The sequence below is a fragment of the Clostridium neonatale genome, assembly GCF_900465025.1.
GTDB lineage: Bacteria > Bacillota > Clostridia > Clostridiales > Clostridiaceae > Clostridium > Clostridium neonatale.
The window spans coordinates 502,238-523,626 of record NZ_UICR01000003.1 but is presented as its reverse complement, the minus strand read 5'-3'; the positions used below and the strand labels follow the sequence as shown (position 1 = coordinate 523,626).

Here is a 21,389-nt window from a genome sequence, read left to right as displayed (position 1 = left end):
TAAAAAAGGTTGTAAATGTTTAGTAAATATAAGAATAAGCGAATAAGTAAATATATATTCTTAGGAATATATATTTACTTATTAATTTTATATTTATTTATAAAGATTGCATTTATGTAATATAAAATGGAATAAATATTCACTATAAATAATTCAATTACAAATTAACATCATAATTAGATATTTATTAAATTCATAATAATATATCAATGAGATTAATAATTTTCAGAAATAAATTTATTAATAAATTATTCCTAAATATATAAAATGTGTTATAATATTATAAAATATTTAAAATTGGGGGGCATTTTTTTATGTCAAGAGTGTATAATTTTGCAGCAGGACCAGCTGTTTTACCAGAAGAGGTTCTAAAAGAAGCAGCAGCAGAAATGTTAGATTACAAAGGAACTGGAATGTCAGTAATGGAAATGAGCCATCGTTCTAAGGCTTTCGAAGAAATCATTCAAGACGCTGAACAAGATTTAAGGGATTTAATGAACATTCCTGATAACTACAAAGTATTATTTCTTCAAGGTGGAGGATCAACACAATTTGCAATGATTCCAATGAACTTAATGAAGAATAGAGTTGCAGATTTCATTATAACAGGGCAATGGGCAAAAAAAGCAGCAGCAGAAGCAAAAAAATATGGTAAAGTAAATGAATTAGCATCTTCAGCAGATAAGACTTTTTCATATATTCCAGACTTAACAAAGATAGAAGTTAGCGATGATGCAGATTATGTATACATTTGTCACAACAATACAATTTATGGAACTACATATCATAATCTTCCTGATACTAAAGGTAAGATTTTAGTTGCAGATATGTCATCTGATATATTATCTGAACCAATAGATGTAACTAAGTATGGATTAATCTTTGCTGGAGTTCAAAAAAATATTGGACCAGCTGGTACAGTAGTTGTAATAATTCGTGAAGATTTAATTACAGAAGATGTACTTGAAGGTACTCCAACAATGCTTCAATATAAAATCCATGCAGATAATAAATCTTTATATAACACACCACCAGCTTATGGTATATACATTTGTGGAAAGGTATTTAAACACCTTAAGAAACTTGGTGGCTTAGAAGCTATGAAGAAGAGAAATGAAGAAAAAGCTAAGATTCTTTATGATTATCTTGATTCAAGTGAATTATTCAAAGGTACAGTTGTAAAAGAAGATCGTTCTTTAATGAATGTACCATTTGTAACAGGTAATGAAGAATTAGATGCTAAATTTGTAAAAGAAGCTAAAGCAGCTGGAATTGAAAACATCAAAGGACATAGAACTGTTGGTGGTATGAGAGCAAGTATCTACAATGCTATGCCAATAGAAGGTGTTCAATATTTAGTTGACTTTATGAAGAAATTCGAAGCTGAAAATAAATAACCATTAGAGTTTAGTGGTAGACAATCGAAATAGAGCTCACAATTATGCTTGCTTGGCAGAAACTGTGAGCTCTATTTCTTTGCATCATCTAAACCCATTTGTTAGTTTTATAAGTGGGAAGAAATCTATATAAGTTAAATGAATAGTAGATTTTAAGACAATTAATAAAAGTGAATCAAATAAAGAATTAATAACTCTCACATTAATAATTAAGAATTAATGTGAGAGTTATTTATATGGAACTAATCATAAAGTATTACTTAATTTTACAGTTACAAATGACATTGAGAGTTACAAATGACATACGGTATTATCCATGACTATAGTGCTAAGAAGCATTGATTAAAACGATATCAGAATATAAAATGTGAGTATAGAAAATAAACGGCCGTTAATTAATAGAAATTAAGAATCTATATTTACTTTAAAATAAATTAGAATTTCATTAAATTGAAGTTAGTAGGAGTGATTATTATGAAAAGATATAATGTTGTTATTGTTGGAGGAGGAAGTACTTTTACACCAGGTTTCTTAAAATCATTTTGCAGATTAAAAGAAGAATTTCCACTTAATAAATTAGTTTTATTTGATATAGATGCTGAAAGACAAGAACCAATTGGAGAGTTTGGAAAAATATTAATGAAGGAAAAATATCCTGAAGTTGAATTCAATTATACTACAGATGTTGCAGAGGCTTATACTGATATGGATTTTGTATTCATGCAAATGCGTGTTGGTGGACTTCCAATGAGAGCACAAGATGAACATATTCCATTAAGTATGGGACTTATAGGACAAGAAACTTGTGGAGCAGGTGGAATGGCTTATGGATTAAGATCAACAAGAGAAATGATAAAAGCAATTTATGACATAAGAAAATATGCTCCAAATGCATGGGTACTTAATTACTCTAACCCAGCAGCAATTGTTGCAGAAGCATTAAGAAGAGAGTTTCCAGATGATAAGAGAATTTTAAATATATGTGACCAGCCAGAAAATGTTGTTCGCTCTTGCAGTCGTCTATTAGGTTGTGACTGGGAATCATTAGATCCTGTTTATTTTGGATTAAACCACTATGGATGGTTTACTCATATATATGATAAAGCTACAGGTGAAGATTTACTTCCTAAACTAAAAGAATTAATAAAAGAAAGAGGATTCTTACCACAAGATGCCGAGCAAAGAGATAAATCTTGGTTAGACACTTATGGAATGGTTCAAACAATAATGGAGGACTTCCCAGATTATTTACCAAATACCTATGATCAATATTATTTATATCCAGATTACAAGGTTTCTCACCTTGATCCAAACTTCACAAGAGCTGATGAAGTTATGGCTAATAGAGAAAAACGTGTATTCAATGAATGTAGAGAAGTAATCGCAGCTGGAACAACAGAAGGAAAGGTTAAAATTGAAAGTGATGCTCATGCTGAAATGATGATTGAAGTAGCACAATCAATTGCTTATAACCAAAATAGAAGATATATAATAATTACAGAAAATAATGGAGCAATAAATAATATGCAAGATGATGCTATGGTAGAAGTAGTTGCTGAGCTTGGAATAAATGGACCAAGACCTATGGGCGTTGGAAATATACCTCAATTCTATTTAGGATTATTAGTGAATCAAGTATCATGTGAAAAGTTATTAATAGATGCTTATTATGAAGAATCTTATACTAAAGCACTTCAGGCATTTACTTTAAATAGATTAATAAACGATGCTAAAAAGGCAAGAAAAGTATTAGATGCGTTAATTGAAGCAAATAAAGGCTACTGGCCAGAACTTAAATAATATCTAAAAGTAATATTATTCAATATTTATACTAACAGTACTTTAAGAAAGGTAATTTAACAATATATACAGATTTATTAAAACTATAATAACCACTTATATTTAGTATATTGAAATATTATCATATATTAATTTGAAATCTATGCTATCATAATCTCATGATATAAATTTTATATAAGATATTTTAATAGTAAATTTGTATATAAGTTAATATTACCTTTCCATATGTATTAAGAATTTTTGTAGTGAATCATAGATGATAAATTATAGTATTAAAATAAATTTAGAAAAGAGGAATGGATATGGGTAAGCAAAATAAAGTGATGGATTTCTTTTCTGCACTTGGCAGAAGCTTAATGTTACCGATTGCAACTTTAGCAGCTGCTGGTCTGTTATTAGGATTAACTTCTGCGTTATTAAAACCTCAAATTCAAGAGGTACTTCCATTTTTACAGATAACAGGCGTTTCATATTTTATAACAGCTATAAAAACGATTACTGCAACTGTATTTGGAATGATTCCGGTATTATTTTCAATTTGTATAGCCTTTGGATTGGCTAAAGAAGAAAAAGAAATTGCAGCATTTGCAGGATTTATAGGGTATTATGTTTTCTTATTAAGTGCATCATTAATTATTGGATCAGGATTTTTTGACTTTAGTGCATTAAAAATGGCAAGTATTCTAGGTGTGGCAGATACAATAGAAATGGGAGCATTTGCAGGTATGCTGACTGGTATATTAACAGCAGTACTTCATAATAAGTTTTATAACGTTGAATTTCCAGTTGCTATTGCATTCTATGGTGGCAAAAGATTTGTTGCTATAGTAGTTATTGGTGCAATGACTGTTTTAGGACAAGTGATTCCATTTGTCTGGGTTCCAATCTCTTCAGCAATTACTAGCTTAGGAAATATGATAGCTAGCCTAGGACATTTTGGTGTATTCATTTTCGGATTTTTAGAAAGATTATTAATTCCAACTGGACTACATCATGTTTTAAATGGTATATTCCGTACTACTTCCGTTGGTGGTGTGTATGAAGGGGTTGAAGGCTGTTTAAATATTTTCCTTCAATTCTTTGATAAAGTTCCTATATCTGAGCTAAGACAATATACTGCATTCTTAGGACAAGGTAAAATGCCATTTATGATGTTTGGACTCCCAGCAGCAGCTTATGCAATTTATAAAACTTCACCTAAAGCAAAACAACCAAAAGTAAAAGCGCTAATGATTGCTGGTGTAGCTGCATCTATTGTATCAGGAATTACAGAACCTTTAGAATTTGCATTTATGTTTGTTGCACCACCTTTATTCCTTTTCCATGCAGTTATGGGAGGGATATCTTTTGGATTGCTAAGCTTACTAAATGTTGGTATAGGAAATACTGGAGGCGGTATTATAGATTTCTTAATCTATGGTGTTTTAGTTCCGGGATCAAATTGGTATATAGTAATTCTAGTAGGTATTGTATTTGCGATAATTTACTACTTAGCTTTCAAATGGTACTTCTCAAGCAGAAATCTTTCTATTGATGTAAATGAAGATGAAGTAGAAGACACTTCAATTCAATCAAATGGGCAAGGTGCAAGTGATTTAGCTACAAAAATCATAGATGGATTAGGTGGATTTGATAATATTGTGGCAGTTAATAATTGTATTTCAAGATTAAGAGTTGACGTTAAAGATATGTCATTAATAAATGAAACTTTATTGAAATCTACTGGCTCTATGGGAATTGTAAAACCTTCAGCAACTCATATTCATGTTATTTATGGGCCTAAGGTTGAAAAGGTTGCAAAGCAGGTAAAAGAGGCTATGAAAAGATAAAAATAAAAAGAGCAGCTATTGATGTTGCTCTTCTTTGTTAATCTATATTAGTTTTGCTTTTTAATCTATTTATATATAGTTCTAGAATTGATTCTACAATAAATTGTATAGATAATCTTGACTTAATGTCTATACCATAAAACTTTGTATTTTCAGTTTCACCATGTAGAACTATATTGGCTATTTTAGACAATTCACTATCATAATTTGAAGTTATTGCAACTACAGTGGCAGAATTAGCTTTGCTTAATGCTGCTGATTTTACAATTGGGACTGTAGATCCACCAGAGCTTCCTATTATAAGAATATCATCTGTATTCATATGTGAAGCATCACGATAAAGAAGTGGGGGATCAATGTAAAATGTACATGGTCTGTTTAAGGATAACAGCATGTTATAAAAATATTCTAATGGCATTTGGGTGAGTCCTCTGCCAAAGATATGGATATTTTTATTACTGCATAAACAGTCAACGATATAGTTTAAATCATCTAAATTTAGATTTAATATAGTACTTTTTAATTTATAAAGACTGTTTGAAATAATTTCATTTACTTCAACATTAGAGGGATTATCACTATTTTGGGATAATGAATCAGATTTTAATTGAAATTTTAAGTCGTTAAATCCCTGCAAATTTAATTTTTTACACAAACGAAGAATAGTTGCTGTGGATACATAAGTGTTTTGTGCTAATTGATTAATATTCATTTTTATGACTTTATCTTTGTTAGAAAAAACATATTGCAATACATCCTCTTCATTTGTAGTTAATGTCTGCATTGCTTTAGGATCAAATTTATTTATCATTACCAGTACCCATCCTTTTAAATACTATATATCAATTTTAGATTGATTTAAATAATAAAGATAATGTTGAAGTATTATATCAATAATATAAAATATACCAGTTCTGCTTTTTACATCAGAATTAGAAAATATGCGATCTCTTGAGAAAAAATATAATGTAGTATCTGCAAGTTGAGATAATGGATTATTTGTAAGTGGAGTAATCGCAATAATATGTACATTATTACTTTTTGCTATTCTAGCGGCCTTTAATATAGAAGGATTAGAACCTGTAACGCTTGCTAGAATTAGAACATCATTTTCAGTAAGGTTCTGAGCAGAGTGATATGCTATAGTATCAGTCTTATATAAAGTTGTTGAACGTTCAGTAGCTAAGAGATATCTTTGCATATATTCAAAAACCATACTAGTAATTCCAGTAGAAAATAAATGAACTTTTTTGTCACTTAAAAGATAATTAACAACTACATCTATATTTTTTGTATCAAGTAAGCGACTGGTATTTTCAATTTGAGTATATAAGTCCATTAATACATTTTCATTATTTATAGGATTAATATCGATTACTTCTTGAGAATTTAAACGATTTTTTAAGGAAAATTTTAATTCAGAGTATCCACTGAAATTTAATTTTTTACACAAACGTAGGATTGTAGCTGTTGAGAAAAATACTTTCTCTGATAATTCATGAATACTCATATTTAAGACTTCGGATGTGTGAGTATCTATGTATTGTAATATGGATAATTCGCTTTGTGTTAAAGTATTTAAAATATTATTATCAATAAAATTTAACAATAGATATCACTCCTGTTCCATAACTATAATTTTAAGTTTATCAAAAGGAAATACAAATTGCAAGAAAGAGGAAGAAGCAATGAACATAATGGTTTTGATTGAAACTATGGTGGTGTTATTTGTAATAATGCTAATTGGGTATATATTAAATAAATTGGGGATATTGAGAGCGGAATCAAATGATGTATTATCAGAATTAATAGTAAAAGTAACGGGACCAGTTTTAGTTGTTAGTTCTGTTTGTAGTACAAATGAAATGACAGATAAAAATCAAATTATTAAAATTTTCTTTATTGGAATTTTATTATATGTAGTTTTAATTGCTTTTTCTCAAATCGTAATAAAACTATTCTGTGCAAATGATGAAAGTAAAAATATATATTCATTAATGCTTGTTTTTACTAATACATCTTTTGTAGGATACCCTGTTCTTAGGGCATTGTATGGTGATTATGCCATTTTTGCTTCTGCAATTTTACATATGCCATTTAATGTTTTAATTTACTCTTATGGAGTATATATGATTCAAAATAAAGGTGATTCAAAAAGAAAATTTAGAATTGAAGATGTTTTAAACGTAGGAGTTATTGCAGCAATAATTGCTTTAGTAATATTTTTACTTGGTATAGAGGTGCCGCAAACAATACAAAAGATATTATCTATGATTGGAGATATAACTATTCCATTATCAATGATGTTAATAGGGTCTTCATTGGCACTTATACCAATAAAATATGTATTTAGCAATATAAAAATATATATAGTATCATTTATAAAATTAATAATTATGCCGCTTATTGCATATTTTATAGCTAACTTATTTACAAGTGATAGTTTTATAATTGCACAATTAACAATAGCAACAGCTCTTCCAGCAGGATCAATGATTGTAATGTTAACAACTCAATATAAAGGCAATGTAAAAGCAGCATCTATAGGTGTTTTCATAACTACAGTTTTATCAGTAGTAACTATTCCTTTAATGATTTATTTATTGTTAACATAAGTGAATTTTTAGATAAAATTTAAAAAAATAGAAATGCAATAATATAAAAATATGGCAATACAAGAATATAGCCATATAAGTTTAGCAGTCAGATTGAAATATAAATATTAGATATATAGGAGGATTAACATGTTTTCATTTTTAAAAAAGAAAGAAAAAGGATTAGAATTAAAAGCTTATTTATCAGGAGAAATAATAGATATTACTGAGGTTAATGATGAAGTTTTTTCATCAAAAATGATGGGAGATGGAGTAGCTATAATTCCAACAACTAATTTAGTAAAGTCTCCAGCAGATGGGGAGATAACAGTAGTTATGTCTGAATCTAAACATGCAGTGGGAATTAGATTTGAAAATGGAGTTGAAGCACTTATACATGTTGGAATTGATACTGTATCAATGAATGGACAAGGATTTGAGGTTTTTGTAAAAGAGGGAGACAAGGTAAAGCAAGGTGATAACCTTATTAAATTTGATCCAGGCTTAATAAAAGAAAAGGGATTTGTGGCAGATACGATGCTTGTAATAACTAATCATTTAGATTATCCAAGCATGGAATTAATAACAGGAAATGAAGTTTATGCTGGTGAAAGTACAGTGGTTAAATTTTAAAGGTTGAATTAAAGATATAGGCCATATGATTTTAGAGTAATAAAAATATCATATAGCTTTTACTTTTATATTTTTTTATTAAAGCATTCTTTTTAATATAGTTAATAATACTTTTGAACAAGACAAAAAAATACGATGGTAGTATAATAATATACAAATTAACAATTAATTTTAATAAACTATGAAAAAATTAAAATTTAGTTGAAGAAAGAAGGGATTAATATGTCTCAATTTGAATTATTTAAAAGTGTAATAGTCGGTAAATTTAATAACTTACAGCAGATAGAGCAAGAAAAAAATAATGGGAACGTAATTCATCCAATTGCAAAGCATGTAAATGCAATTGTTAATGATAAAATTGACAATTTACCAGATAATTTTAAAGGTATTTTTGTATTAGAAGAAAGCTATTATACATTTGTTGATGCAGATAGAACAAATATATTACCTCATTTATTTTTATTTGAAGAGACAGAAGATGGTAAGGTAAGACTTACATCTTATGAGGTTCCTAAATCAATAAATAAAAAAGATTTTACAAATTCAAATCCTGATTTAAGATTAGATTATAATGAACTTGAGATATCAGAGAAATTTAATCCTATGACATATGAGTACAGTGAGAAAACTGGATTTTATGGAAAAAGCTTAAGTCAATTTGGACCTGATACGACATTTTTATTAGAAGAAACTTTAGATAAAGATAAATTTGAAGTAAATGAAATACTTAAAAAAGGTGATAGGGTTTTAGTTGGTTTTGAATCGCCAATAATATATTTAAGGTCACAGGAATAACAAGATATCAATATACATGATTATTTAGTTGAAAAAACAAGAATAATGGCCTTATCCTAGATAAGGCATATTAATATTTTTCATTTTTTGATAAAGAACGACTATAATATTAAGAATAGTAATACAGATTATCAATTTTAAAATTGGTTATCTGTATTTTTTATTTTGATAAATAATTTAATAGACGATGAATTAACTTATATTATAAATGTATATTTGTCAACAAGAATAGCGGGAATATTCTATTTTAGGTTATTAAAAATCACTTAGATATAGGAATGAAGGTACTTTAGACAAGATAGAAAATAAGAAAGATGAATTAATATGTAAAAAAATAGTAGATTTATACCTCGATATATAATACAATAATTTTAATATTTACAAAAATACAAATAAGTGTAAGTGGGTATTATTGAAATTTATTATGGGGAGAGGGAATATTTATGGGTAAAGTAATAAAAAAATTAAGAGAAGAAAGAAATATGTCACAGGAAGACTTAGCAAAACTGACGTGTATTTTTAATCAAACACAAATTAGTAAGATTGAACTTGGCATTAGAGTATTAAAAGAAGATGAAGTAATAATATTTGCAAATATATTTAAAGTCACAATAAGTAAATTATATTCTTATAGTTGAAAAGTTTCATATGATTTAATATTTATTTGATAAAAAGGAGAGCGGGATTTATGGCGGGAAACAAATATTATTGGCTTAAACTTCAAAACAATTTTTTTGAAAAGGAAGAGATAAAAATACTTTTAGCAATGCAAAATGGAACAATTTATGTAATCATTTACTTAAAATTATTACTTAAAAGCATAGAAACAGAAGGCGCACTCATATTTAAAAGAACAATACCATATACACCAGAAATGATATCGTCGATTACGGGTGAAAATATAGATATAGTACGGATAGCAATAGATATTTTTATAAAGCTTAAGCTTATGGAGAATTTAGAAAATGGAGCTTTGTTTATGAATGAAATACAGAACATGGTTGGGGCTGAATCAAAATGGGCAGAGATTAAGAGAAAGCAAAGAGAAGAAAAAAAGCAGATACAAGGCAATAAAAACAATAATGTGCATGAAGGTGATAAGAGTGAGCTCATTGAAAATTATGGGGAAAACAATATAGAAGTTAAGTTTGAGGACAATGTCCAAGAGGTGTCTGAAAAAAGTCTTATAGAGAAAGAGTCAGATACAGAAATAGAGAAAAAGAAGAATAAGATATATATGGATCTCACATTTATAGATGACATTATTGACAATGTGAAGATTACACAGGAAGAATATAATAAACTCGGTATGAAGCATGGAACTGTTAATGTAAATACAATTATTTTAAAGCTTGATAATTATATAGTTAATGGCAAGAAAAAATATAAAGATCATTACAGAGTGATTAATACCTGGTGTTTAAATAATACGAAAAACAATAATAAAACTTCATATGGAAAAAATAATGATAAGACTAAAGAAGTAAAAAGTAGAAGTCATAATATGTTTACTTTTGATTAAGGAGGTATGGATATGGGGCAACTGCCACAAAACATTCAGGTTGAAGTTGAGATATTAGGTGGGATAATGCAAAATCCTAATATGCTTACAGAAGTTTTAGAAAGTGTAACATTTGAGGATTTTTATATTAAAAGACATGTAGTAATTTTTGAAGGTTTATGTAGACTGTTTGCTGAAGGTAAAGATATAAATATAACAATGCTTATTGATGCCATTGGCAGAGAGAATTTAAAAGATGTTGGAGGAGTAACTTACATTACTGAATTAGCTACAAGCGGATTACTTATAAATCCTGAGAAGTATATTGAGATTTTAAAGAATTGTTCATACAGAAGAAAAGCCATAAAGGCAATGCAGAAATATATGAACAAATTTTATGATGATAACGAAAATCCAAATAAATTATCTGGTGAGCTTATTAATCTGCTTGTTGATTCATCAACTGTCCACAGTTCAATATTGAATGACACAAAGTTATTAACATTAACTGTGGAAGAAATAGAAAAAAGATATAAAAACGGTGGACAAATCTCAGGAATGGAAACAGGATTTATAAACTTTGATAGGGCGACTAATGGACTTAAAAAGGGAGAATTAGTTGTAATTGGCGGAAGGCCATCTATGGGTAAGACCTTAATGGCTCTTAATATAGGAGATAAACTTGCAGAGAAGGGATATTGTGTAGGGCTTATGGAACTTGAAATGACTCCGGAATCACTAGGATTTAGAAGGCTCGCATATAATTCCAATACCGAAACACAAAAGCTACAGACAGGCAAATTGAATGATGAAGAATTTTACAAAGTAGCAGCTGCATTCAACAGACTTGCTAAAAATGATAAAGTATTCACAGACTGTAGCAGTTATCAGAGTATACTCACAATAAAAGCAAAAGCTAAGGCAATAAAACAATCTCATGGATTAGATTGTTTTATAGTTGATCATTTAACTCTTATGGACATACCTTCTAAAAATAATAGAAGTCAGGAGATTGGTGATGTTACGAGAGCTTTAAAATTGCTTGCTAAGGAATTAGACATAAATGTAATTCTAGTATGCCAGCTATCAAGGGCAGTTGAATTAAGAAGTAATAAGAGACCTATTATGAGTGACTTACGCGAATCAGGGAATATTGAGCAGGATGCAGATTTAATTGTATTTGCATACAGAGATGAGTATTATTATCCAGATACGGAAGAAAAAAATATTATAGAATGGATTATCTCAAAGCAAAGGAATGGCAGAACAGGTACTCTTAAATTCAGGTATCTTGATAAACTACAAAAAATAGAAAATTTATAATTCATAGCTTTATAAAATAAAAAGCAGATGTAATTTTCAAATAAAGTAAAATTACATCTGTTTTTTGTTGTCTCATTTTTTATGAAAGATAAGAAAGTGAACTATTAGAAATAAGTCGATTGTAAATCTTATTTAAAATAATTTGCTTGTCTTTATAAACTTTACTATAACTTATGTTTTTCAATTCTGAATAAGCTTTAAGTGAATATCCTTTAATAAAAATAAAGTTTATTAATTCTTGTTCTTCAGAGGTAAGAGTTTTTAATGATGCTTTTAATATATCGCAGTCAATTTTATTCATGATTAATTCATCTAGGTCTATTTCTTCTGACTTTAGTATGCTTTGTAATTCATCAGTTAAATGTATTAAATTAGAAGAAGCAATTGAACTCTTCTTTAAATTACATTTAACAAGGTCCTTTAAATTATTTTTTATTGCATTAATTGAATAGGCAACAAATCTATGTTTGTTTTCATCATAAAGTAAAAGACATTTAGCTATACTTTTGTAACATTCACTTTTAATATCATCAAAGTCATAACCATTTAAATGAACTTTACTAGAAATGTTTATTATGAATGGTTCAAACTCCTTTAAAAGTTCCTCTTGTGCAGTTTTATCATTGGCTTTAGATTTCTTAACTAAATTTTCTACATAATCATAATCCAAGGGTAGAAATCCTCCTTAAATAACATAATAAAATATATAGTTAATTTTAGATAAAACCACTATATACAGTATATACGACTTTTAATAGGAGGTACTACTTGTAAATGAATAATAGTCTGAAATAGAATATTGGCTAGGTGAAATAAACGGTGATATAATTAATTTGCTAAATTATAGAATACAAAAAAAGAATGATTATTTTTAAAATTCAAAGGAGGAGGGTTTCTATGACTGGGTATTCTAAAAGATTAATGATGATTAAACAGAGATGGATTAATTCACTTCCAACCATCATAGTTTCTATTTTTTTATTTTTTTCAATTCTTAAATTGTTTGGAATAGTACATGTGATAATGACATCTTTTTTAACACTTGTATTTAGAATTCGCCACACTCAGGATTTTAATTTTAGAGAACTGTTAAGGTCTTATTTACTTATGATATTAGTGTGTTTTTTTTCTTTTTTAGCAACAATAAATATTGAGTTATGCATAATTTGTAACTTATGCGTACCTTTCTTTTTAGTATATATGATGACTAATAAGTTTACTCCAAAATCTTATTTTGTTTATACGATGGAGTTTGTTTTTCTTCAATTAATTCCGATTTCATTTTCTAGTTTTTTAATGCGTTTTGTTGCATTAATTTATGGATTTATTGTGGTTACTTTTAGTTTATATATTCATAAATATATCATGAAAAGAAAGAGACATTTTGGAACAGTACGTAAAGGGATGAAAAATTTATCAGCACAATTGGATAAAATGTTGAGAAATGAAAGCTTCAGTGCTGAAAAAGAAGAATTGGTTCAAATGATGTATCATATGAACCAGGTTATTTACAGTACTCGTAATTATTCATATTTAGCTAATGGCTATGGTAAAATAAATTATTGGTTTATGATTGTTTTTCAAAGATTTCATTATTATATGAACAATTTTATTTCGGGAGATATTTCTGATAATGATAAGGTATATTACAATAATTTAAAGGATATTTTTTCTTTTATGGAGACTAGAATAAATCTAGAAGATAATTCATTTTTAATAGAAAGAATTAATTATTTTAAGAAAAATTATTATTTATCTGATTTGAAATCCGAACAAGCAATGAATTCAATTTTAGGGCTTTTGACTTATGCTTTATCAGATTTGCGATATGTATCTATTAATAAATCAGAAGAAAAATGGAAATTACCTAAAAAAGTATTTTCAATACAAGGATTTCGCAATTTCTTAAGAATTGACCTATTTCAATTAAGATTTGCTTTACGATTATCCCTCGTTTTATGCATATCATTTCTTTTTTGTCGTGTAACAAAATTAAATCATGGATATTGGTATCCAATGAGCGCATTTTTAATGTTAATGCCAAATTCAGAGGAGAGTCTTTTAAAGATAAATAACCGTATTTTAGGGACAATCGCGGGAAGCTGTATAACTTTGGTTTTAGGACATGTTTTTCATGGATTAAATCAATATATGATTATTATTTTATTAATGACATGCTTGATGTATTATGCACCTGTAACATCTTGGACAATGCCTATGTATGCAACTTGTTATGGAATGGCTCTTGCAATGACATCGCTTAAAGTAGAATTAGTTATTGAATTAAGACTTATATATGTAATTTTAGCTGGAATAACTACCATTTTAGCTAATCGTTATTTACTTCCAAATACAATTAAAGTAGAATTTTATAAAAATATTAATTCATTATTTGATTTAGATGTTGAATTAATAGATGAAATACAAAAGAGTGGAAGAGAAGAATGTGACTTTAATATTTTCAGAGATTTGATTATTAATTCACGTTTATTGAGTGAAGAAATAGAAGTTTATATGAAAAATAATTTAAATAGCCAAGATAATGAATTTTATTCAAGATTAATACCAATTCAATATCGTTTTATTGAAGAAATTGAACAATTGAATAGCTATATTTATATGCATCAAGAACAATTAGATTTAGATGATAATATGATTTTGCAAGAGATCTTTAAAAACTTAAAAGATTCAATTAAAAGAATTCGTTTTAGTTATACTCACAATGAGCTGAATTCTTTTATGCAAACTGATAAAAATTTCCGTGCTTTTGGGCAATTAGATGATCATTTATATTTAAATACTATATTTTTTAATTGTATGGAAACAATAGAGAATCTAGAAAAAATAAGTTCTGAAATAAAAATGCAAAATATAATGAAATAGTAATTTAACTTCTAAATTATTTAGATACGACCATATTTATCCTTGAATTTGTGCTGATTTCTGAGTTTGACTAGTAATTGCAACAGGTATATGATATAAGCAATTATCAAACTACACTTAGAAATGGGGGAATAGTGTGGCTAAGAAAAGATACGAGATGGATATGTGCAATGGCCCTTTGACAGGAAAAATTTTAATGTTCACTTTTCCGTTAATGCTCTCTAATATAATGCAATTATTGTTCAATGCTGTTGATATGATTGTAGTTGGTCGTTATTGCGGAAGTAATGCATTGGCAGCAGTAGGGTCTACAGGATCTCTGGTAAATTTACTTATAAATCTTTTTGTAGGATTATCTGTTGGTGCAAATGTACTTGTTGCACGGTATTATGGAGCTCATAATAAAAAAGATTTAAGAGAAATTGTTCATACAGCTGTAGCAACTAGCATAATTGGAGGATTTATTTTAACTATAATTGGAGTGGTTTTAGCAAAACCATTACTTATAATGATGCAGACTCCAGAAGAAGTTTTGGGACAAGCAACCTTATATTTAAGAGTATATTTTTTAGGAATGCCTGTTATATCTTTGTATAATTTTGGAAGTGCAATTTTACGTGCTATTGGAGACACAAGGCATCCATTATATTACCTTACAATTGCAGGAGTAATTAATGCATTATTGAATATAGTTTTTGTTGTATACTGTGGAATGGGAGTTGCAGGATCTGCTCTAGCCACAATTATTGCCGAAGCAGTATCTTCAGGAATGGTTGTTATATGTCTTGTAAGAAATGAAGGAATATGCCGACTTAAAATTAAGGAGGTAAAAATACATAAAGTAAAGCTTAAGAAGATGATACAAATTGGCGCACCAGCAGGAATTCAAGGAACAGTATTTTCGCTATCTAATGTATTAATTCAGTCATCAATAAATTCATTTGGATCAGTTGCAATGGCGGGAAGTTCAGCGTCGGCTAACATTGAAAACTTTGTATATATGTCTATGAATTCTTTCCACCATACAGCTCTTAACTTTACAGGTCAGAATGTGGGAGCTAAGAAATATGATCGTGTTAATAAGATCTTAATATTGTGTATTGGATTAGTAGCGTTAGTTGGAATTATAATTGGCGGCGGAGTATGCTTAGGGGCAAGAACTCTTTTGGGATTTTATACTAAAGACCCAGAAGTAATTAAATATGGTATACTTAGGCTTACAATAATTTGTTCTACATATTTTCTTTGCGGAACCATGGATACTGTGGTTGGTGTTTTAAGAGGACTTGGATATGCAGCAGTTCCAATGGTGGTTTCAATTATTGGTGCATGCGGACTTAGAATTGTTTGGATTGTCACTATATTTGCTAAATTTAGATCACTTGAAATATTATATTTATCATATCCTGTAACTTGGATAATAACCACAATAGCACATATTATATGTTTCTTTATAATTAAAAAAAAGATATTAATGAAGAGAGAGAATCAGTTAATTAGTGAACCAGTATAATATATAGAAGAACTGATTTCTGAAAATTTGATTTTAGCACAATATAATTTGTTTAAATTTAATTATTATATTGTGTTGCTTTTTATTTTGGAAAAAATTTTCTTTTTGTTGATAGTGTAAATCATCAGTGATAAGATGTAATATATATATAGAAAATATGATATTAAATTTGAATGGGAGTGATATTTATGGAGAAAATAGCAAGTTTTACGATAAATCATTTAAAGCTTTTACCAGGAGTTTATGTTTCAAGAAAAGATAAATTTGGAGATGTGGTTCTTACTACTTTTGATCTTAGAATGACTAGACCTAACTGTGAGCCAGTTATGAATACTGCCGAAATGCATGCAATAGAACATTTAGCAGCTACATTTTTAAGAAATCATAAAGAATTTTCAGAGAAAACAGTTTACTTTGGACCAATGGGGTGTAGAACTGGTTTTTATCTAATTTTAAGTGGTGATTATGAATCTAAAGATATAGTAGGGCTTATGACTGAATTATATAAGTTCATTGCAGAATTTGAAGGAGATATTCCTGGCGCTTCTGCTAGAGATTGTGGTAATTATTTAGATATGAACTTACCAATGGCAAAATATTTAGCAAAGAAATATCTTAATGATGTTTTATTAAATATAACTGACGAAAGATTAGTATATCCAGAATAAAATCAGAGTTTAGAGTAAAATAACCGAAATTAAATATATGATAGGCTCGATTGCGTAAATATTTCATCTAAAAATTCCAATGAAAGAGGTTGCATCCAAAACCGTTTGCTCCAATAACAAGTATTAGACAAACAATTTTGGAACAACCTCTTTCAAGGAATTTAAAAGATAAAATATTTAATGCAATACTACGCCTAAGCAGAGAACCCAAATCTGTGATTTGGTGTGAATCGCTTACCCAGCGAATGAATATGAGTGGGGTATTCATATATTTAATTTCTTTGTTTTTCTTTAAACTAATTCTTAATTTAATCTGTAAAATGTATTATAACTGTTAATTTATTTAAAAAGAGTCGCTATGCTACTACAAGTTGGGACTCAAAATATAAGAATACAAGACTATGAGAATATATATTTTTGTATTCTCATAGTCTTGTATTTCTAATGTTTTGAAGTATAGATTTAAATTAATTCGGAGTATAATACTTTTAAGCCTTAAGGACTTTTATATATCTAACAAAATTTCCTTTAGAAACTGAACATTCATCAACAATTGTAAACCCAGCGTCAATAATATATTTATCTAAATCTTCGAAAGTAACTAAAATAACTCTATCTGCAAGTCTATGAGCTGTGTTAATAAGTGCAACTTGAGCTCCACGTGTTGTTGGTGTGAATAATCCATAAGGAAGATCAAGAATTGCAGCATCATATTTTTCTTTTATATCATGCATATTTCCGCTTGTGATTACATTATCATAACCAAAGAATTCTAAATTTCTTTGTGCATTTTCTGCAATGCTATTATTAAGTTCATATCCAACAACATCTATGCCCATAGAGAGAGCTTCGATTACTACAGTTCCAACACCGCAACATGGATCAATTAATTTTAAGGATAAATCATTTTTCACTGCTATATTAACCAAAGTTCGTGCTACTTTTAGACTTAAAGAATTTGAATATGAGCAAGGCTTTCTATCATGAATATGCCATTGAAAATCATTTTTTATATATTCTCCAAAAATCCATTTATCATCAACCTTTGTAATGCCAAGAAGAACTTTTGGATTATGTATATCTGGGAAGCCAGTCACAACATATCCTATTTCATAAACACTTTTTAACCTATCTTCATATGGTATGTTTCCATGTTCAAGTTTTACATAACAAACTTTGAAATCATCATAAGATAAATTATCTTGGGTGATTTTTTTTACTATTTTTTCCAGAGAATCTTCTTTATATATTATAGATATCATTTCTTTTATGAATGTACTTCTAGAAGGATTTACATATATATCTGAGAATAGATATTTATTCTCAGGAATCTTGTTAAACAAACATTTCATTTCCATCATGCATAATTCTTCTTCAAATTTTGGATTGTAATTAATTAAGTATAGGTATTCTTTATTCAAGTTTTTAACCTCATATTTCATATTAGTAAATTTATAGTTTTTATAGTATATAGTTTAACACAATTTTTTTATTCTTTAGGAATTTATATATTATAGGGTTATTATATCATAGTCGACTTGGCGATTTTTTTATTTAACATAAATTGTGAGATTATTAATTAATTTAAAATTTTATAGTTATAGATCTAGAAGGATACCCAAACAAAAGGACAGATAAAACATACATGAATATATGCAACTTACATTGAGAAAATATCTAAATATAATGAAAAAGAATAAATTAATAATTAATATAAAAGTTAAATTATTTAAGGATTAATTATTAAACTTATGAGTATAGATAAAAATACTTATTAAGTGAATACTATTTGATAATATAAGATTTTGTTTAAGAAAATATTGCCATTAACATAACTTAGGTATACAATTAAATTGATAAATAAAGGAGTGATTAAACATGTTAAGTGAAAATTTATTAAAAGCTCTTAATGATCAAGTTAACTACGAATTATATTCTTCATACGTATACCTTGCTATGGCTGGTTATTGTGAAGATATGGATTTAAGCGGATTTGCTAATTATTTTAGAGTTCAAGCTAAAGAAGAATTAGATCATGCTATGAAGTTCTATGATTATGTTTATCAAAAAAATGGATCAATTGAGCTAGAAAAAGTAAATAAACCACAAACAACTTTTGATGGAATTGTTGATGTATTCCAAAAAGGATATGAGCATGAACAAACTGTTACTAAAAAAATATACTATCTATCAGATATAGCTTATGAAGAAAGGGAACATTCAACAATTAGTTTACTTAAGTGGTTCATAGATGAGCAAGTAGAAGAAGAGAATAATTTTAATATGTTACTTAAAAAGGTAAGAAGAGCTGGAGATAATCAAGCTGCATTATATTTATTGGATGATGAACTTGCTAAAAGAGTCTATACTCCTATAACAGCTCAATAGGATTTAAAAAATTAGTTTACTATAATTAATATACGTAGTATATTTTATGAAAACAGCACTTAATCTTGATTAGATTAAGTGCTGTTTTCATTCACTTTATTGAATAATCATGGAAGCTATATAAGTATAATTTATAATACGTATTCTTCTATGGCCTTAATAACACCATTTTCAGTATTTTTCTTAGCAATATAGTTTCCATACTGTTTCATATCATCATTAGCATTTTCCATAACAAAGCTATAGTGAGCAGATTGAAGCATTTCAACATCGTTATAGAAATCTCCAAAAGCCATTGTTTCATCATAAGATATATCAAGATCTTCTTGAAGTCTCTTTATAGCATCACCTTTATTTATATTTTTGTTATTTATGTCAATCCAAACAGCGCCAGATACTACAACCTTATATTCCTTTCCAAATAGAGGATTTAAAGCTTTGTATGAATGCTCCTTAGATCCATTAAAGTCACATATTGTTACTTTAAATATGTCATCATCAATATCAATAAGATCTGAAACTAGTGTCTTTTTTATATAGTATTTATCTATTTCTTTTTTTATTTCTTCAGAGCAGGCTTTATGGTAAGTATTTTTAACACCACACAGAATTACAGCAGTATTAGGCATATCCTCACATGCTCTAACTATATCATTTACAGTGTTCTTATCTATAATGCTTATAATAGGATCTTTACCAGGTTCAACTATATATGCACCATTATCACAAATAAAATATAGTTCATCAGAATGTGGCTTGAAATTTTCATATAAAGTGTGATAAGGTCTTCCACTAGCAACAACAAATCTAATATTCTTTTCATTTAATTTTTCAAGTGTAGAAAAAAAGTCTTTAGGTAGCTTACTGTTTTCATCCAATAATGTTCCATCCATATCTGTAGCAATTAGTCTAATCATAATTTTCACCTCTTAATTTTATCTATATAAAGACTTATTTGTATCAATATTCGACAGGTGGCTTCGACAGGTGACTGTCACCAAATAAAAACGAGAACTTATTAACTTATTAAGTCCCCGTATTATATATAAAATATAACGCTAGGCAGAATATCCTATTACGCTATTTTATATTCCCTATAAGTAATTATATTATAAATTGAAAACAAAAACAATAATAAATAATATTAAACAATAAAAAACAAGATAAAAAAGAAAAATTATGATATAATTGTATTAATATAAAACTGAGGTGAATCAATATGTTTTTAGAAGAAAGATATGAAAAAATTTTATATAAAGTTCAAGAAGAAGGCAGAGTTACAGTAAAAGATTTAGCTAAAGAATTCAATGTAACAGAGGATTGCATAAGAAAAGATTTACGTGAGCTTGAAAATAGAGAATTATTAAAAAGAGTATATGGTGGAGCAATAATTCAAAGAAATCATGATGATATAAAACCAATTGATGAAAGAAAAAACATTAATGTTGGTGTAAAAAAGAAAATAGCAATAAATGCAGTTAATTTAATTGAAGATAAAGACATTATATTTTTAGATACTTCTACAAATAACCTTGAAATATCAAAGGAGCTTAATAAAAGCAAAAAGAAAGTAACAGTAGTTACAAATATGATAGAGATAGTGTCTGAATTGAAAAATAGCCCATATATAAAATTGATTTCTGTAGGTGGAGAATTCAACAAAGAGGTAGGGGCAATAGTTGGAGCAGCTGCTGACAGATATATAAAGCATTTTACTTATGATAAGGCATTTATAGGTGTATGTGGAATTAATAAAGAAACAGGGTATATAAGCACTTTAGACCTAGAAGATGGTACAACTAAAAAGACAATAATTGAATGTTCTAATAAAAGCTATCTTGTTATGGAGAAAGAGAAATTTAATTATGATGAATTTTATAAGTTTGCAAGTCTAGATGACATTGCTGGAATAGTTACAGAAGAGGGCGTTATGTAAAGTTTTTTATAAAGAATGCTTTAGGCACAATCAAATAAATAACAAGTCAATTTGCCAGCCTATTTTCCATCATGCTACGTTGGCAAATTGACCTAATAGGCCCGCTATGAGGGCAATTTGCCTCCTTGC

Annotated in this window: 19 protein-coding genes; 14 read left to right on the top strand and 5 right to left on the bottom strand. The window is 28.0% G+C overall.

All coding sequences use genetic code 11. The features are described 5' to 3' along the window. The first annotated feature begins 314 nt into the window (after positions 1 to 314). From serC to CNEONATNEC86_RS20520, 3 genes are all read left to right on the top strand, one after another. Complete coding sequence (serC, locus tag CNEONATNEC86_RS20530) at positions 315 to 1,397, top strand: 3-phosphoserine/phosphohydroxythreonine transaminase (RefSeq protein WP_058293321.1); 1,083 nt, start codon at positions 315 to 317, stop codon at positions 1,395 to 1,397. Positions 1,398 to 1,871: 474 nt separating this feature from the next. Beyond that, positions 1,872 to 3,197 (top strand): 6-phospho-alpha-glucosidase, encoded by a 1,326-nt coding sequence (locus CNEONATNEC86_RS20525; protein ID WP_058293322.1) that lies wholly within the window; start codon positions 1,872 to 1,874, stop codon positions 3,195 to 3,197. Between the two features lie 302 nt (positions 3,198 to 3,499). Further along, positions 3,500 to 5,026, top strand: a complete 1,527-nt coding sequence (locus CNEONATNEC86_RS20520) for a PTS transporter subunit EIIC (RefSeq protein WP_058293323.1) — start codon at positions 3,500 to 3,502, stop codon at positions 5,024 to 5,026. 37 nt (positions 5,027 to 5,063) lie between these two features. Here CNEONATNEC86_RS20520 and CNEONATNEC86_RS20515 read toward each other — a convergent pair whose 3' ends face one another. Together CNEONATNEC86_RS20515 and CNEONATNEC86_RS20510 are read right to left on the bottom strand one after the other, a co-directional pair. Beyond that, positions 5,064 to 5,837 (bottom strand): MurR/RpiR family transcriptional regulator, encoded by a 774-nt coding sequence (locus tag CNEONATNEC86_RS20515; protein WP_058293324.1) that lies wholly within the window; start codon positions 5,835 to 5,837, stop codon positions 5,064 to 5,066. Between the two features lie 24 nt (positions 5,838 to 5,861). After that, a complete protein-coding gene (locus CNEONATNEC86_RS20510) occupies positions 5,862 to 6,635 on the bottom strand; it encodes a MurR/RpiR family transcriptional regulator (RefSeq protein ID WP_058293325.1) in 774 nt (257 codons plus the stop codon). 79 nt (positions 6,636 to 6,714) lie between these two features. Between CNEONATNEC86_RS20510 and CNEONATNEC86_RS20505 the strand changes: the two genes are divergently transcribed. The 6 genes from CNEONATNEC86_RS20505 to CNEONATNEC86_RS20480 all read left to right on the top strand — a co-directional run bounded on the left by CNEONATNEC86_RS20505 (position 6,715) and on the right by CNEONATNEC86_RS20480 (position 11,872). Beyond that, entirely contained in the window at positions 6,715 to 7,641 is a 927-nt protein-coding gene (locus CNEONATNEC86_RS20505; protein WP_058293326.1) for an AEC family transporter, read from the top strand. A 129-nt stretch (positions 7,642 to 7,770) separates the two neighbouring features. Further along, positions 7,771 to 8,253: a PTS sugar transporter subunit IIA gene (locus tag CNEONATNEC86_RS20500; protein WP_058293327.1), complete on the top strand. Its 483-nt coding sequence runs from the start codon at positions 7,771 to 7,773 to the stop codon at positions 8,251 to 8,253. 222 nt (positions 8,254 to 8,475) lie between these two features. Next, positions 8,476 to 9,048: a hypothetical protein gene (locus CNEONATNEC86_RS20495; protein ID WP_058293328.1), complete on the top strand. Its 573-nt coding sequence runs from the start codon at positions 8,476 to 8,478 to the stop codon at positions 9,046 to 9,048. Positions 9,049 to 9,491: 443 nt separating this feature from the next. Next, on the top strand, positions 9,492 to 9,686 hold the full coding sequence (locus tag CNEONATNEC86_RS20490) for a helix-turn-helix domain-containing protein (protein ID WP_058293329.1): 195 nt from the start codon (positions 9,492 to 9,494) through the stop codon (positions 9,684 to 9,686). A 50-nt stretch (positions 9,687 to 9,736) separates the two neighbouring features. Next, positions 9,737 to 10,570: a phage replisome organizer N-terminal domain-containing protein gene (locus CNEONATNEC86_RS21705; protein ID WP_058293330.1), complete on the top strand. Its 834-nt coding sequence runs from the start codon at positions 9,737 to 9,739 to the stop codon at positions 10,568 to 10,570. Between the two features lie 12 nt (positions 10,571 to 10,582). Next, entirely contained in the window at positions 10,583 to 11,872 is a 1,290-nt protein-coding gene (locus CNEONATNEC86_RS20480) for a replicative DNA helicase (protein WP_230132323.1), read from the top strand. A gap of 79 nt (positions 11,873 to 11,951) precedes the next feature. Here CNEONATNEC86_RS20480 and CNEONATNEC86_RS20475 read toward each other — a convergent pair whose 3' ends face one another. Then, positions 11,952 to 12,542 (bottom strand): sigma-70 family RNA polymerase sigma factor, encoded by a 591-nt coding sequence (locus CNEONATNEC86_RS20475; protein WP_058293332.1) that lies wholly within the window; start codon positions 12,540 to 12,542, stop codon positions 11,952 to 11,954. A gap of 227 nt (positions 12,543 to 12,769) precedes the next feature. Here CNEONATNEC86_RS20475 and CNEONATNEC86_RS20470 point away from each other — a divergent pair, with 227 nt between their 5' ends. From CNEONATNEC86_RS20470 to CNEONATNEC86_RS20460, 3 genes are all read left to right on the top strand, one after another. Next, positions 12,770 to 14,755 carry an FUSC family protein gene (locus CNEONATNEC86_RS20470; protein WP_058293333.1) on the top strand — a complete coding sequence of 662 codons (1,986 nt, stop codon included), beginning with the start codon at positions 12,770 to 12,772 and terminating at the stop codon, positions 14,753 to 14,755. Between the two features lie 136 nt (positions 14,756 to 14,891). Continuing rightward, a complete protein-coding gene (locus tag CNEONATNEC86_RS20465; RefSeq protein WP_338132736.1) occupies positions 14,892 to 16,268 on the top strand; it encodes an MATE family efflux transporter in 1,377 nt (458 codons plus the stop codon). A gap of 188 nt (positions 16,269 to 16,456) precedes the next feature. Beyond that, positions 16,457 to 16,936, top strand: coding sequence for an S-ribosylhomocysteine lyase (locus CNEONATNEC86_RS20460; protein ID WP_058293334.1), 480 nt, complete (start codon positions 16,457 to 16,459; stop codon positions 16,934 to 16,936). A gap of 488 nt (positions 16,937 to 17,424) precedes the next feature. Here the strand turns inward: CNEONATNEC86_RS20460 and CNEONATNEC86_RS20455 are convergent, their stop codons facing one another. After that, complete coding sequence (locus CNEONATNEC86_RS20455; protein WP_159136742.1) at positions 17,425 to 18,378, bottom strand: TRM11 family SAM-dependent methyltransferase; 954 nt, start codon at positions 18,376 to 18,378, stop codon at positions 17,425 to 17,427. A gap of 436 nt (positions 18,379 to 18,814) precedes the next feature. Here CNEONATNEC86_RS20455 and CNEONATNEC86_RS20450 point away from each other — a divergent pair, with 436 nt between their 5' ends. Continuing rightward, a complete protein-coding gene (locus tag CNEONATNEC86_RS20450) occupies positions 18,815 to 19,324 on the top strand; it encodes a ferritin (RefSeq protein WP_058293336.1) in 510 nt (169 codons plus the stop codon). Between the two features lie 131 nt (positions 19,325 to 19,455). Here CNEONATNEC86_RS20450 and CNEONATNEC86_RS20445 read toward each other — a convergent pair whose 3' ends face one another. Beyond that, the gene (locus CNEONATNEC86_RS20445) at positions 19,456 to 20,241 is read right to left on the bottom strand and encodes an HAD family hydrolase (protein WP_058293337.1); all 786 of its coding nucleotides are present in this window, start codon (positions 20,239 to 20,241) and stop codon (positions 19,456 to 19,458) included. 302 nt (positions 20,242 to 20,543) lie between these two features. On the opposite strand from CNEONATNEC86_RS20445, the gene CNEONATNEC86_RS20440 reads away from it, so the two are divergent. Continuing rightward, positions 20,544 to 21,260, top strand: coding sequence for a DeoR/GlpR family DNA-binding transcription regulator (locus CNEONATNEC86_RS20440; protein WP_058293338.1), 717 nt, complete (start codon positions 20,544 to 20,546; stop codon positions 21,258 to 21,260). Positions 21,261 to 21,389: the final 129 nt, after the last annotated feature.

Coding starts and splice junctions, on each gene's coding strand:
- serC (WP_058293321.1), top strand. CDS start 315: ATGTCAAGAGTGTATAATTTTGCAGCAGGACCAGCTGTTTTACCAGAA.
- CNEONATNEC86_RS20525 (WP_058293322.1), top strand. CDS start 1,872: ATGAAAAGATATAATGTTGTTATTGTTGGAGGAGGAAGTACTTTTACA.
- CNEONATNEC86_RS20520 (WP_058293323.1), top strand. CDS start 3,500: ATGGGTAAGCAAAATAAAGTGATGGATTTCTTTTCTGCACTTGGCAGA.
- CNEONATNEC86_RS20515 (WP_058293324.1), bottom strand. CDS start 5,837: ATGATAAATAAATTTGATCCTAAAGCAATGCAGACATTAACTACAAAT.
- CNEONATNEC86_RS20505 (WP_058293326.1), top strand. CDS start 6,715: ATGAACATAATGGTTTTGATTGAAACTATGGTGGTGTTATTTGTAATA.
- CNEONATNEC86_RS20500 (WP_058293327.1), top strand. CDS start 7,771: ATGTTTTCATTTTTAAAAAAGAAAGAAAAAGGATTAGAATTAAAAGCT.
- CNEONATNEC86_RS20495 (WP_058293328.1), top strand. CDS start 8,476: ATGTCTCAATTTGAATTATTTAAAAGTGTAATAGTCGGTAAATTTAAT.
- CNEONATNEC86_RS20490 (WP_058293329.1), top strand. CDS start 9,492: ATGGGTAAAGTAATAAAAAAATTAAGAGAAGAAAGAAATATGTCACAG.
- CNEONATNEC86_RS21705 (WP_058293330.1), top strand. CDS start 9,737: ATGGCGGGAAACAAATATTATTGGCTTAAACTTCAAAACAATTTTTTT.
- CNEONATNEC86_RS20480 (WP_230132323.1), top strand. CDS start 10,583: ATGGGGCAACTGCCACAAAACATTCAGGTTGAAGTTGAGATATTAGGT.
- CNEONATNEC86_RS20470 (WP_058293333.1), top strand. CDS start 12,770: ATGACTGGGTATTCTAAAAGATTAATGATGATTAAACAGAGATGGATT.
- CNEONATNEC86_RS20460 (WP_058293334.1), top strand. CDS start 16,457: ATGGAGAAAATAGCAAGTTTTACGATAAATCATTTAAAGCTTTTACCA.
- CNEONATNEC86_RS20455 (WP_159136742.1), bottom strand. CDS start 18,378: ATGAAATATGAGGTTAAAAACTTGAATAAAGAATACCTATACTTAATT.
- CNEONATNEC86_RS20450 (WP_058293336.1), top strand. CDS start 18,815: ATGTTAAGTGAAAATTTATTAAAAGCTCTTAATGATCAAGTTAACTAC.
- CNEONATNEC86_RS20445 (WP_058293337.1), bottom strand. CDS start 20,241: ATGATTAGACTAATTGCTACAGATATGGATGGAACATTATTGGATGAA.
- CNEONATNEC86_RS20440 (WP_058293338.1), top strand. CDS start 20,544: ATGTTTTTAGAAGAAAGATATGAAAAAATTTTATATAAAGTTCAAGAA.